The 13,158-nt window shown below is 42.5% G+C and carries 10 protein-coding genes, 2 tRNA genes, 1 rRNA gene and 4 pseudogenes; 7 read left to right on the top strand and 10 right to left on the bottom strand.

Features of this window, described 5'->3' with window-relative positions:
• Window positions 1-169: 169 nt before the first annotated feature.
• The 6 genes from H3L97_RS04700 to H3L97_RS04675 all read right to left on the bottom strand — a co-directional run bounded on the left by H3L97_RS04700 (window position 170) and on the right by H3L97_RS04675 (window position 4,661).
• Window positions 170-245: transfer RNA gene (locus H3L97_RS04700), tRNA-Ala, on the bottom strand.
• Window positions 246-266: 21 nt separating this feature from the next.
• Window positions 267-343, bottom strand: a tRNA-Ile gene (locus tag H3L97_RS04695).
• 161 nt (window positions 344-504) lie between these two features.
• Window positions 505-2,043, bottom strand: a 16S ribosomal RNA gene (locus H3L97_RS04690).
• 407 nt (window positions 2,044-2,450) lie between these two features.
• Window positions 2,451-3,473 (bottom strand): NADP-dependent oxidoreductase, encoded by a 1,023-nt coding sequence (locus H3L97_RS04685; RefSeq protein WP_218839705.1) that lies wholly within the window; start codon window positions 3,471-3,473, stop codon window positions 2,451-2,453.
• 86 nt (window positions 3,474-3,559) lie between these two features.
• Window positions 3,560-3,880, bottom strand: coding sequence for an ArsR/SmtB family transcription factor (locus H3L97_RS04680; RefSeq protein WP_097115286.1), 321 nt, complete (start codon window positions 3,878-3,880; stop codon window positions 3,560-3,562).
• A gap of 148 nt (window positions 3,881-4,028) precedes the next feature.
• Window positions 4,029-4,661, bottom strand: coding sequence for a c-type cytochrome (locus tag H3L97_RS04675; protein WP_097115283.1), 633 nt, complete (start codon window positions 4,659-4,661; stop codon window positions 4,029-4,031).
• A 159-nt stretch (window positions 4,662-4,820) separates the two neighbouring features.
• Between H3L97_RS04675 and H3L97_RS12020 the strand changes: the two genes are divergently transcribed.
• The 3 genes from H3L97_RS12020 (at window position 4,821) to H3L97_RS04665 (ending at window position 6,092) form a co-directional block, all read left to right on the top strand.
• Window positions 4,821-4,949: a hypothetical protein gene (locus H3L97_RS12020; protein ID WP_257011046.1), complete on the top strand. Its 129-nt coding sequence runs from the start codon at window positions 4,821-4,823 to the stop codon at window positions 4,947-4,949.
• 20 nt (window positions 4,950-4,969) lie between these two features.
• Complete coding sequence (yihA, locus tag H3L97_RS04670) at window positions 4,970-5,590, top strand: ribosome biogenesis GTP-binding protein YihA/YsxC (protein WP_097115281.1); 621 nt, start codon at window positions 4,970-4,972, stop codon at window positions 5,588-5,590.
• Window positions 5,591-5,669: 79 nt separating this feature from the next.
• A complete protein-coding gene (locus H3L97_RS04665) occupies window positions 5,670-6,092 on the top strand; it encodes a hypothetical protein (RefSeq protein WP_097115279.1) in 423 nt (140 codons plus the stop codon).
• A 110-nt stretch (window positions 6,093-6,202) separates the two neighbouring features.
• On the opposite strand, the gene H3L97_RS04660 is transcribed toward H3L97_RS04665, so the two are convergent.
• A complete protein-coding gene (locus H3L97_RS04660) occupies window positions 6,203-6,505 on the bottom strand; it encodes a hypothetical protein (RefSeq protein ID WP_218839704.1) in 303 nt (100 codons plus the stop codon).
• A 222-nt stretch (window positions 6,506-6,727) separates the two neighbouring features.
• Here H3L97_RS04660 and H3L97_RS04655 point away from each other — a divergent pair.
• The 4 genes and pseudogenes from H3L97_RS04655 to H3L97_RS04640 all read left to right on the top strand — a co-directional run bounded on the left by H3L97_RS04655 (window position 6,728) and on the right by H3L97_RS04640 (window position 10,744).
• Window positions 6,728-7,483 (top strand): annotated as a pseudogene (locus tag H3L97_RS04655) (IS5 family transposase).
• Between the two features lie 396 nt (window positions 7,484-7,879).
• Window positions 7,880-8,542, top strand: a pseudogene (locus H3L97_RS04650) (transposase).
• Between the two features lie 138 nt (window positions 8,543-8,680).
• Window positions 8,681-9,499, top strand: a pseudogene (locus H3L97_RS12140) (integrase core domain-containing protein); the annotation flags it as partial.
• 186 nt (window positions 9,500-9,685) lie between these two features.
• The gene (locus tag H3L97_RS04640) at window positions 9,686-10,744 is read left to right on the top strand and encodes an NAD(P)-dependent alcohol dehydrogenase (protein ID WP_097115300.1); all 1,059 of its coding nucleotides are present in this window, start codon (window positions 9,686-9,688) and stop codon (window positions 10,742-10,744) included.
• A gap of 107 nt (window positions 10,745-10,851) precedes the next feature.
• On the opposite strand, the gene H3L97_RS04635 is transcribed toward H3L97_RS04640, so the two are convergent.
• The 3 genes and pseudogenes from H3L97_RS04635 to H3L97_RS04625 all read right to left on the bottom strand — a co-directional run bounded on the left by H3L97_RS04635 (window position 10,852) and on the right by H3L97_RS04625 (window position 13,122).
• Window positions 10,852-11,682, bottom strand: coding sequence for a DUF6602 domain-containing protein (locus tag H3L97_RS04635; protein WP_097115301.1), 831 nt, complete (start codon window positions 11,680-11,682; stop codon window positions 10,852-10,854).
• 60 nt (window positions 11,683-11,742) lie between these two features.
• Window positions 11,743-12,234 (bottom strand): annotated as a pseudogene (locus tag H3L97_RS04630) (transposase).
• 228 nt (window positions 12,235-12,462) lie between these two features.
• The gene (locus H3L97_RS04625; RefSeq protein ID WP_097115248.1) at window positions 12,463-13,122 is read right to left on the bottom strand and encodes an NAD(P)H-dependent oxidoreductase; all 660 of its coding nucleotides are present in this window, start codon (window positions 13,120-13,122) and stop codon (window positions 12,463-12,465) included.
• Between the last annotated feature and the right edge of the window lie 36 nt (window positions 13,123-13,158).

The following is a 13,158-nucleotide window of genomic DNA, read 5'->3' as shown; positions in this document are numbered from 1 at the left end:
AGCAAATTGCAAATTAAAACAAGCAAGCTAGCCATTCTACACAAACTCGCTTTAATTTGCAATTTAAAAAAGAAAAATAATCAAAAATAAAAAATTAAACTTTTTAAGCTTAACTCTTTTTAAAAGTTTTTTATTTTATTTTTATTCCACTTTCAGGCTGCCTGAATCTTGGTGGAGGCAAACGGGATCGAACCGATGACCCCCTGCTTGCAAAGCAGGTGCTCTACCAACTGAGCTATGCCCCCAGTATTCCTTTGTTTTGCAACTGGTGGGTCTGGTAGGACTTGAACCTACGACCCCACGCTTATCAAGCGTGTGCTCTAACCACCTGAGCTACAAACCCATGAACTTATTTAAAACAAATCAAAGAAACATCAAAATTTAAAATTTAAAAATAAACAATCTTAAACCTTATCATTTCTTCTTTAATCTGCTTTTTAATTCTTGCATCTATAATACGATTACCGATAAGTGTGAGTGCATTCAACCTCTTCTTTTCTCTAGAAAGGAGGTGATCCAGCCGCAGGTTCCCCTACGGCTACCTTGTTACGACTTCACCCCAGTCATGAAGCATACCGTGGTAAGCGGGCTCCTTGCGGTTACCCTACCTACTTCTGGTATCCCCCACTCCCATGGTGTGACGGGCGGTGTGTACAAGACCCGGGAACGTATTCACCGCAGTATGCTGACCTGCGATTACTAGCGATTCCGACTTCATGCACTCGAGTTGCAGAGTGCAATCCGGACTACGATCGGTTTTCTGGGATTGGCTCCACCTCGCGGTTTGGCTACCCTCTGTACCGACCATTGTATGACGTGTGAAGCCCTGGTCATAAGGGCCATGAGGACTTGACGTCATCCCCACCTTCCTCCGGTTTGTCACCGGCAGTCTCATTAGAGTGCCCAACTTAATGATGGCAACTAATGACAAGGGTTGCGCTCGTTGCGGGACTTAACCCAACATCTCACGACACGAGCTGACGACAGCCATGCAGCACCTGTGTTGCGGTTCCCGAAGGCACAGCTCTATCTCTAAAGCCTTCCGCACATGTCAAGACCAGGTAAGGTTCTTCGCGTTGCATCGAATTAATCCACATCATCCACCGCTTGTGCGGGTCCCCGTCAATTCCTTTGAGTTTTAATCTTGCGACCGTACTCCCCAGGCGGTCAATTTCACGCGTTAGCTACGCTACTAAGGCATCAAGTGCCCCAACAGCTAATTGACATCGTTTAGGGCGTGGACTACCAGGGTATCTAATCCTGTTTGCTACCCACGCTTTCGAGCATGAACGTCAGTATTATCCCAGGGGGCTGCCTTCGCCATCGGTATTCCTCCACATCTCTACGCATTTCACTGCTACACGTGGAATTCTACCCCCCTCTGACATACTCTAGCTTGCCAGTTTCAAACGCCGTTCCCAAGTTGAGCTCGGGGATTTCACATCTGACTTAACAAACCGTCTGCGCTCGCTTTACGCCCAGTAATTCCGATTAACGCTCGCACCCTACGTATTACCGCGGCTGCTGGCACGTAGTTAGCCGGTGCTTATTCTTCGGGTACCGTCATCACGAACTGGTATTATCAATCCGCTTTTCTTCCCCGACAAAAGTCCTTTACAACCCGAAGGCCTTCTTCAGACACGCGGCATGGCTGGATCAGGGTTCCCCCCATTGTCCAAAATTCCCCACTGCTGCCTCCCGTAGGAGTCTGGGCCGTGTCTCAGTCCCAGTGTGGCGGATCATCCTCTCAGACCCGCTACTGATCGTCGGCTTGGTAGGCCTTTACCCCACCAACTACCTAATCAGACATTGGCCGCTCAAATAGCGCGAGGCTCCTAAAAGTCCCCCGCTTTCACCCTCAGGTCGTATGCGGTATTAGCTATCCTTTCGGACAGTTATCCCCCACTACTCGGTACGTTCCAATGCATTACTCACCCGTTCGCCACTCGCCACCAAGTACAAGTACTCGTGCTGCCGTTCGACTTGCATGTGTAAAGCATGCCGCCAGCGTTCAATCTGAGCCAGGATCAAACTCTTATGTTCAATCTCTAACTTACAACTTCTGGTCTGCTTCAAAGAAATTAACAAGAAATAAATATGAAAAACACATTCAATCTTGTAAACTCTCAAAACAGTGTGAGGCTCAATACACTCACACTTATCGGTAATCATTTATTTAAAGAACTAAAAAATTCAACTAAACATTTCTCCGCCGCCGTAGCAGCGAAAAACCGAATTATGCCCATATCACACAAAAACGTCAAGCAACACAAAACAAAATTCCCTCACAACCAACACACGAATCTGTTTTTAAAAGAAATTTAATTTCAAAAAACTTTTCAGACTAAAACTTTTGTAAAACTCGACGTGTAGGGGCGGATATGAAATCCACCCCTATCTCAGTTTTAAAGTAGCTTTCGCAAAGGTTTCAGACTGCCTGAAATCACTATTTATTCAACAGATTGAATTTTAACAATAATTTTCCCTTTGGCTCGCCCACTTTCGCTGTATTCTAGGGCTTTTTGCGTGTTGTCAAAAGTGAAGATTTGGTCAATCACTGGGGTCAATTTACCTTGTTCTGCCCAAATTTTAATGCTTTCCAACCGTTTACCTGATGGCTGCATAAATAAAAATTCATAGCTTGCCCCATATTTTCGGGCGGTTTTGTGGATTTTGGCGGAAATGAGGCTGAAAATCATCTTTTTCCACCAAGCCAAACCCCATTCATCGGCAAATTGTGCGGTGGGCATACCCGCCACGCTGATGATTTTACCGCCTTGTTTTAAAATTTCAAATGATTTCAATAAGGTATCGCCACCCAAGGTATCCAGCACACCATCAAAATCTTTCAATTTTTCGTTGAAATTTTCTTTTTTATAATCAATAACTTCATCTGCTCCCAAAGTTTTTACCCAAGCTGTGTTTGCGGTGCTGACGGTGGTCGCCACATGCAAACCCAAAATCTTGGCAATTTGAATGGCAATGCCGCCCAATCCACCTGTTCCTGCATGAATGAGCACTTTGCTACCTGATTTTAAACCCATTTTTTCAAATGCTTGCATGGCGGTTAATGCAACCAACGGTAAACTTGCGGATTCGTTGAAATCCAAATTGCTGGGTTTTTGGGCAAGATGTGCGGCTTTGATGGCGATAAATTGTCCAAACGCCCCCGTACGCAAGGTATCGGTGCGGGCAAAAACTTCATCGCCCACGGCAAAATTTTTGACATTTTTGCCCACAGCCGCCACCACACCTGCAAAATCATTGCCCAAAATCAAGGGAAAATGAAAGGGCAAAATCAATTTTAAATCGCCATTTTTAATTTTAAAATCAAGTGGATTAATGCTGGCTGAATGCACTTGCACCAACACATCATCATCGCCCCACATGGGCATGGCTACGGTTTGTTTTTGCACGGGGGTTTTGCCATATTGTTGGATTGTCATGGCGGTCATTTGGGTGGGTAGGTTCATTTTATATTCTCATATGTTTAAAAATTTAAACTTATTTTACTGTAAAAATGGCGGAAGTCAAGCAACTTTTCAGGCTGCCTGAAACGCTATTCTTGACGACTGGGACAATATTTTTTCATCAATTCAACCAGTTCGCCCATTTTTTCAATTTCGTCTTTCATGGCGAGTGAATAAAAGCGTTCTTTGCCGATTTGCACAACACTCACGGCGTTGGCTTGCAACATGATTTTGAGGTGATGCGATACGGCTGGGCGCGACAAATGCAGGTTTTCGGTAATGTCATTGACTTTCATTTTGCCGTTTTCCAGCAGCAACTTTAAGATTAAATGGCGGTTTTCGTCTGCCAACACGGTAAAAATGGGTATGCAATCTTTCATCAGACGCATGGCATGGGCTTGTTCATTCATGATTTTGACAATAAGTTTAAAAATGTAAACGCATTTGGATTTAAAAAACGGACAAATGACAACCTGAAACAAACCAAATAATTGCATGAAAAACCCATTTGATTATTTGAAAATCGTGTTTCAGGCTGCCTGAAATGCCCAATGATGATTAGTGCAAACCTTGAATGAAATTGCCCACGGCTTGCATGTCTTCTTCGCTCATGCGTTTGGCGATGTCTTCCATCATGTGTGCGGGGCTGCTGCGTTTGCCGCTTGCGTAGTTTTTCAACTGTTCCACCACATAGCTGGCGTGTTGTCCGCCCAAACGTGGGTATGCGGTTTTAACCGATGTGCCGCCAGCAGGCATACCTGCACCAGCAGGCCCGTGGCACGACATACAGGCAGGCACTTTTTTATCGGGAATGCCTGCGCGGAAAATTTTTGCGCCATATTCGGGATTTTGTTTGGGATTGGCTTCGCCTGCTTTGGCATTTTGTTTGGCGTAGTAGGCGGCAACGTTGCGAATGTCTTCATCGCTCAAACCTTGCACCATGGGCATCATCACTGCCGCCGAACCTGTGGTGCGTTTGCCTTCTTTAATGTCTTTGGTTTGCTGATAAATGTATTCAGCGTGTTGCGAAGACAATTTGGGATACATGGCAATGCCACTGTTGCCGTCTGCGGCGTGGCACGCGGCGCAAATTTTCTCGGCGATTTGTTTGCCTTTTGCCACATCGGCTGCGGTTGCGCTCAATGCTGAACCTGCGACCAATGCCGCAACCAACAAATGGATACGTTTCATGGAAAATGCTCCTGATTTTCAAGGCATTAAATTGAATGCCTGTATTTTTATATTCAATGTGTTGGCTTTTAAGCTACCAACTCAACCCGTATTTAAACGCTGTATTTTATACCAATTTGACATTGCTTTACACCCAATTTATGCCAGAACCCAAATGGTTTGACGCAAAACAAATTTAATTGCGGTTCAGGCTGCCTGAAAAAGCCGAATTGTGCCACCAAAACGTGTTATGCTTGCGGCTGTTTTCACAATATGCGTTCAGGCAGCCACCGCAAGCAAGCTGCCTGAAAAATCAAAGGAATTGCCCCATGAGTTTATTTCAAAATGCCCAATTTTTCACCACCGTCAATCATTTAGAAGATTTGCCCGACACCCAAGCCGAAATCGCCTTTGTAGGGCGAAGCAATGCAGGAAAATCCAGTGCAATCAACACATTGTGCAACCACGTTCGCTTGGCATACGTTTCCAAAACCCCAGGCAGAACGCAACACATCAACTATTTTCAGTTGGCAAACGGGCATTTTATGGTGGATTTACCAGGCTACGGCTACGCACAAGTGCCAGAAGCCGTACGCACCCATTGGGTCAAATTATTGGGCGATTATTTGCAAACACGCCAACAAATCATCGGCTTGGTGCTGATTATGGACGCGCGCCACCCCCTAAAAGATTTGGACAAACAAATGCTGGATTTTTTTGCACTCACAGGCAAACCCGTGCACATTCTGTTGTCAAAATCCGACAAACTTTCCAAAAACGAGCAAATCAAAACGCTGGCTGCGGTTAAAAAACAATTACAGCCTTTTGCCGAGCGTCAGGCTTTGTCGGTGCAACTGTTTTCCAGCCTGAAAAAACAAGGCATTGATGAAGTGGAACACACCGTGGCACAATGGTTCGCGCAAAACTTGCCCAATCACAGCGAAATTTAACCGCTTATTAACGCAATTTTAGGGATTCCGCCCTTATGATTGTGCTTTATCTTTATCGCCTAAACAAAGGAAATCAATCATGAAATTTTTGAAATTGGGTCTTATCGCCACATTGGCAAGCATGGCAATCCACGCACAAGCCGCAGGCAAAAATGAATTGGACAGCACCATTCAGGCAGCCTACCAATGCAAAGCACAAGGCGTAAAAAGCAGCATTCCCTTAAACGTGATGTACGGTTTGAAAAACGGCAAAGTGGTGGTGGCACAAGCCAAAATGTCCAACGGTACATTGTCCAAAGGTTTGTGGGCAAACGCCACACAAAACAATGTGTTTACCAGCCGTGAAGCAGACGGCACCATTTGGACAACCACACCACACAACCACAACAACATTCATCGCGTAGATGGTGGCATTTTGTCGGTACGCCAAAATGGTAAAAATGCGATTGTGCTGGAAAACTGCAAACTTGACCCCAAAGCCACAGCCCAATTAAATGGCTAATTTGCTTGACTGAACACCACTCGCGCCAAAATACCTTTTAAAATCAAGAGGAATTTTGGCGCGATGTGATTATTCTCGTTTCAATGCAACATTGTCCCACCAATCATCATTCACAAAACCGTCTGTATATTTCTCGCCCATTTTCGGCACATCAATAGGGATTTTGTGTTCTTTGGCACAATCAGGGACAAATTTAGGGGGTTGGCGTTGTCAAACACAGGGTCGGTTAAAAAGCGGTGTCCGTCCAGCTCCAAAATGGCACTGGCGTGTCCAAGCCAATAATAGGCGAAGTTTTCAGGCTGCCTGAAACTGGTTTTATCCAATAAAATCATTGGCAAACGATGTTTTGGCGTGTAACCGTCATAACGCACAAAACCGCCTTTGCCTGTGGCTTTGTCGGGATAATAGGGCAAATCATCGGTATAAAGATTGGTAAATTACCCGTTTTTGTAATAGGGCAAATGGGCAAAACGGTTTTCATCGGGCAATGCACCCAAATTGCGGTAGAGCATTATGCCCAAAATGGCGATGATAAGCGTGAGTACGCCCAAAGTGGCTAGGGGCTAATAACAATTTAAAAAAGTGGCAAAGAGTTTAAGATGTTGTTTCCACACAAACACCTTTAAATCTTTGCCATGTCCCGAACCACACTTACAGATGAAACATGGTCAAGACTGTTTCCCATTTTGAAACAGCTTGGCATTTATCGCAAGAAAAATCTACGCAAAACTGTTGAAGGCATACTGTTTCGTTTGCGTACGAGCTGCCAATGGGCTGATATACCAAGCTGTTTTGGCAAATCCAATAGCATTTGTCAAAGTTTTAATCGTTGGTCTAAACGCGGTATTTTTACTAAACTATTTAAACAATTAGTTGATAATCCCGATATGGAATGGGTCTTTATGGACGGCAGCCATATTCGTGTACACCAACATGGTATGGGGGTACAATCCATAACACATGAAGCGGTTGGTAAAAGTGTGGGTGGTCATACATCTCAAATTCATTTGTCGGTTGATGCTTGTGGTAATCCAATAGAATTTATCATTACGGCTGTTCATGTAAATGATATTGTTGTTGCACCTAACTTATTGGAACAATTGGATTTAAGCCATAATGAAACCGTGTGTGCTGATAGGGGTTTTGACAGTGATACTTTGCGTAAACTGATTAACACCAAATAAAGCAAAGCCAATATTTCGTACAAGAAAAATAGAGAGCATCTTAATGTCAATACAGATTGGTACCTGTATAAAATCAGGCATTTGGTAGAAAACGCCTTTGCACGTTTAAAGCACTTTCGTGCAGTTGCAACGCGATATGATAAATTAAAACGCAATTATGAAAGTACCGTTTCATTGGCTTGTGCTTTGATTTGGTTGAAATTATAGGTGAATTGTCATTAGCCCCTAGGGTGAATTTGAGGAGTTTTTTCAATAAAGGTTTCATTGTGGATTAAATAAATCAAATTATTAGGGGGTTATGTCCTAATGGTTTGGCTTGGGTTGTAAATAGCGGTATTATAAGAAATTTAGGTTATTTTGAAAAATTAAGGGTTGTTATGGGTTTGTATAATTTGAAATTATATTTCAATCAAGACTTTATTTCCGCCTGTTGAAACTTAAAATTTCATGGGGACGACCCACATACTATTTTGAGTTCATCGCAATCCAAAATAGCCTGTTATACCTTGAAAGTTTTATGGAGATTGACTATGACCAACTATAAAAGTGATGGGGCTGTACTAGATAACTAGGGAAATCTAATTTCAGGTTAGAATAATCCCTATGAGAAAAAGTCGTTTAAGTCAGTACAAGCAAAACAAACTCATTGAGCTATTTGTTGCAGGTGTTACCGCTCGCATAGCAGCCCAATTAGTTGGTGTTAATAAAAATACAGCTGCCTATTACTTCCACCGTTTACGCTTGCTTATCTATCACAATAGTCCACATCTGGAAATGTTTGATGGTGAAGTAGAAGTTGATGAAAGCTATTTTGGTGGACAACGCAAAGGCAAACGCGGTCGCGGTGCGGCAGACAAAGTGGCTGTATTCGGGCTTTTGAAACGTAATGGCAAGGTTTACACCGTTGCCGTACCCAATACACAAACCGCCCGATTATCCGTGAGCAAGTCAAACCTGACAGCATTGTTTATACCGACTGTTATAAAAGTTATGATGTGCTTGATGTGAGTGAATTTTCACATTTTAGCTTCGCAGAAACTTCGTTTTCGCATCAATCACAGCACACATTTTGCTGAACGACAAAATCACATTAACGGAATTGAGAACTTTTGGAATCAAGCAAAACGTCATTTGCGTAAGTTTAACGGCATTCCCAAAGAGCATTTTGAGCTGTATTTGAAGGAATGTGAATGGCGTTTTAACAACAGTAAGATAAAAGTCCAAATTTCCATTTTAAAACAATTAGTAAAACAGGATTTGTTTTAGTTATCTAGGACAGCCCCTTTTGAATCATACAAGTATGTTTTGACATAGTGATTTTCCTTGATAAGATGATTTTTTATTAAGATATTGTAAATGTAGAAATTGCTAGCGTTGTTTACAGTATTGAAAGACAATACTGCCATGAATATCCATAAAAATACCCGCCTTACTGTACACCATCGTCAAGCTATCTGGTTAGCCTACACGCAAGATAAGGAAAGCATTACTTCATTGGCTCGCCGTTTCATGGTTAGCCGCCCAACCATTTATCGTGTACTGGCGGCTGCTCGTTTGCGCTTACTTAAGCACCAACAATCGTTTTAAACAAGCAAAATACGGTATGAAACGATTAGCAAAAGTAGAGCGAGAACTTCAAGAGAAACTCAAAAAGCAAGCGCAACGCTACAACAAATCCTATCCAGGCGAAATGGTGCATGTGGATACCAAACGCCTACCTTTACTTAAAGGACAAAAAGCAACGGATAAGCGAGAGTATCTTTTTGTTGCAATTGATGATTTTTCTCGTGAATTGTATGCTGCCATTTTGCCAGATAAAACTGCCACAAGTGCGGCTAAATTTCTGACTGAACAAGTGATAGAGCCTTGCCCATACCAGATTGACTGCATTTATTCAGACAATGGCAGCGAATACAAAGGCGGGGTGAATCATGCGTTTGCTGTGGCGTGTTTTGAAAACAATATCAATCAAAAATTCACTCGCCCAGCACGTCCGCAAACCAATGGCAAAGCGGAGCGGGTAATACGAACCTTGATGCAGATGTGGCATGAGAAAACTGAATTTACCTACCGATGGCATCGTCAAAAGGAATGATGTCGTTTTGTGAATTTTTATAATACGGTAAAGCCCCACAGTTCATTAAATGGCGATACGCCATTTGAGGTGCTACAAGCTTATTTTTCTCAACCTGTTGTGTAAACAACGCGGTTTATTTCTACAGTTTAATGGGTATGAATGGGTCAAGTTTGGGTAGATATTGCCTTTTGTTTGCTTTGGGGTTTTGCAAAGGTTTCTGCCTTGCCCCCAATTATCATTTTACCTAATACCTATTTATCAAAATTTTTGATTTTCAATAATAAATCATCGGCATTATAATAATTGTTATTTCAACCATTTAGGAACACAAAATGACTTACCCTGTCAAATCCTATGCTGCATTTAGTGCCACCACACCGCTTGCCCCACATAGTTTTGAACGCCGAGAACTCCGTGAAGACGATGTTTTGATTGATATTTTGTACTGTGGCGTGTGCCATTCAGACTTGCATATGGCTCGCAATGATTGGGGCTGGACACAACACTATCCGCTGGTGCCGGGGCACGAAATCATCGGTCGTGTTGCCAAAGTCGGTAAAAATGCCAAAAAATTCCAAATCGGCGACTTGGTCGGTGTGGGCTGTATGGTGGATTCTTGCCGTGAATGCAGTCCTTGCCAGCACGGTTTGGAGCAATACTGCGAAGTGGGCAACATCGGCACTTATGGCGGTATTGACCGCTTTGACGGCACACCAACACAAGGCGGTTACAGTACAGGCGTGGTAGTGAGCGAAGATTTTGTGTTAAAAATCTCTGAAAACTTGGACACCAAAGCGGTTGCCCCTCTTTTGTGTGCAGGCATTACCACCTATTCGCCCCTGCGTCATTGGAATGTTAAAGCTGGTTCAAAAGTCGCTGTTGTGGGGCTTGGCGGACTTGGGCATATGGCGGTTAAACTTGCCAAAGCAATGGGAGCGGAAGTTACGCTTTTTACTCGCTCACTGGGCAAAGCCGATGATGCTTACCGTTTGGGGGCAAGCCGTGTGGTGCTTTCCAACGATGAAAGCCAGATGAAAGAAGTTGCCAATACCTTTGATTTGATTATTGACACCGTGCCATATACCCACGATTTAAAATCGTATATGCCAACTTTGGCGTTGGACGGTACGCTGGTGCTGGTGGGTTTGGTGGGCGAACTTAAAGAAACCATCAACACTGTGCCGATGATTGTCGGTCGCCGCAGTATTTCTGCCTCTGTGATTGGTGGCATTAAAGAGACCCAAGAAATGCTGGACTTTTGTGCTAAGCATAACATCGTGCCAGAGGTGGAAATGATTGATATGCAAAATATCAATGATGCGTATGAAAGAATGCTCAAATCCGATGTGAAATATCGCTTTGTGATTGATATGGGGAGTTTGAAAGCGTAATTTCTTTTTGGGTTAGGAAAACACCGTTTTCAGGGTTGGAAACGGTGTTTTTTACTTAGAGCTGTATCGTATAAGCAAAAAGACTGACAATCATCAAGAAATTTAGCTTAAACTTCACTATCAATTTTTTCCCCAATCGTATTCATATATGCCTGTAAGTCAATAGCAGGAACTGTTCCAATTGCTTGTTGCAAATAACGGGTTAATTGCATAAAGAAAGTAATTAATGAGTTTTCAGGCTGGCTAAATACCAATGATTGAAAAGTGCGATTCTGATAATAATCATGAATGCGCTTTTTAAAATCCGTTTTCTCATTAATATCTTCTTCGCCATCATACTGAACAAAGAAACTACCATAATCCACAATACAACCCAAATCAATCCCTTCTAAGTCAATTAAAGACTTAATATGCTTTTCAATAGTATCATTATTATTATGTGTAAAAGAGTTGGTAGTGGTTAAAATCCCACCAATGATTTTTGTTAGCGGACGAGCAGGTTGCTTTTGCCCAGAATTAATCATAGATGTTGATGTACGGTCTAATCTTCTGACACTGGCAATTTTTTGACCTGCATACTGAATGTAATTAATATCGCCAACATTACCCTGAATATCAGGTTTTACCTCAAAAACAGCATAAACGCCTTCGGCTGGAATATACTTAAAGCCATTTTGATTAAAAATAAATGGTGTAAACCAATTATCATAAATGACAATATCAATTTGGTCGCTGGTATTTCCGTGACAATCAATCACAATCGCCTTATCTACACTATAACGATTTGGTAAATAATTTTGCAACCATTCAATCCAAGCATTTTCCAAGGCATCGCCTTTTGAACCTGGATGATGAATAAATTCACGATTGGTGCTCAATTGACTTTGCATTTGCCCTTGCATACCACGAAACAAGGCTGATAAATCAACATTATTCATAAACAACTAACCTACTTTCATCAACAATAAAGAAATTAAAATCGGGGCTGTCCTAGATAACTAAAACAAATCCTGTTTTACTAATTGTTTTAAAATGGAAATTTGGACTTTTATCTTACTGTTGTTAAAACGCCATTCACATTCCTTCAAATACAGCTCAAAATGCTCTTTGGGAATGCCGTTAAACTTACGCAAATGACGTTTTGCTTGATTCCAAAAGTTCTCAATTCCGTTAATGTGATTTTGTCGTTCAGCAAAATGTGTGCTGTGATTGATGCGAAAACGAAGTTTCTGCGAAGCTAAAATGTGAAAATTCACTCACATCAAGCACATCATAACTTTTATAACAGTCGGTATAAACAATGCTGTCAGGTTTGACTTGCTCACGGATAATCGGGCGGTTTGTGTATTGGGTACGGCAACGGTGTAAACCTTGCCATTACGTTTCAAAAGCCCGAATACAGCCACTTTGTCTGCCGCACCGCGACCGCGTTTGCCTTTGCGTTGTCCACCAAAATAGCTTTCATCAACTTCTACTTCACCATCAAACATTTCCAGATGTGGACTATTGTGATAGATAAGCAAGCGTAAACGGTGGAAGTAATAGGCAGCTGTATTTTTATTAACACCAACTAATTGGGCTGCTATGCGAGCGGTAACACCTGCAACAAATAGCTCAATGAGTTTGTTTTGCTTGTACTGACTTAAACGACTTTTTCTCATAGGGATTATTCTAACCTGAAATTAGATTTCCCTAGTTATCTAGTACAGCCCCTTATTTTATTCCATAAATTTCACCACTTCATCAAAGGCTTTGCGTGCCTTTGGCTTGATGTCTTTATCACGATAGCCAAAAGTACACATCACCGACACCGCCCACTCGGCAGGGTCAAACAAGCCTTCATCGGCAAGAATTTGATTCACTTCCTTGTAATCAAAGCCTTCAATCGGACAAGAATCAATGCCCATCATCGCCGCCCCCGTCATCATATTGGCAAGGGCGATGTACGTTTGTTTGCTTGCCCAATCGTATAGACTGCGGTCAGAGTCCAAAATGGCAATGTCTTCTGTTTGGAATTTTTTGTACACCACCAACGCTTTTTCACGAGCCTCACCAGTTAAGCCCCGTCTGTCCATAATCTGCCCAAAATAAGGCGTGTCATAGCGGGCGTTTTTCTTTGCCAAAATTGCCACAATATGACTTGAAGTTTCCATCGTGGGAATGCCCCAGCAGTAAGGTTTTAATTTTTGGCGTAAATGGGCATTTTGTAGCACCAAAAACTGCCACGGCTCAGACCCCACCGAGCTTGGGGAGAGTCGCCCCATTTCCAAAATGGCATAAAAATCGTCATCGCTGATTTTCTTATTGCCATCGTACGAGCGAGTGGAGGCACGGTAATGAAATGCGTTTAAAATATCGTCTTTATTAAAAAAGGTCATCATTGCTCCAAAATTGGGTAAAAAAAGCGATTAAAA

Source organism: Alysiella filiformis, assembly GCF_014054525.1.
GTDB classification, from domain to species: Bacteria; Pseudomonadota; Gammaproteobacteria; order Burkholderiales; family Neisseriaceae; genus Simonsiella; species Simonsiella filiformis.
The sequence above is the reverse complement of the archived record's forward strand: the minus strand, read 5'-3'. Positions and strand labels throughout refer to the sequence as shown.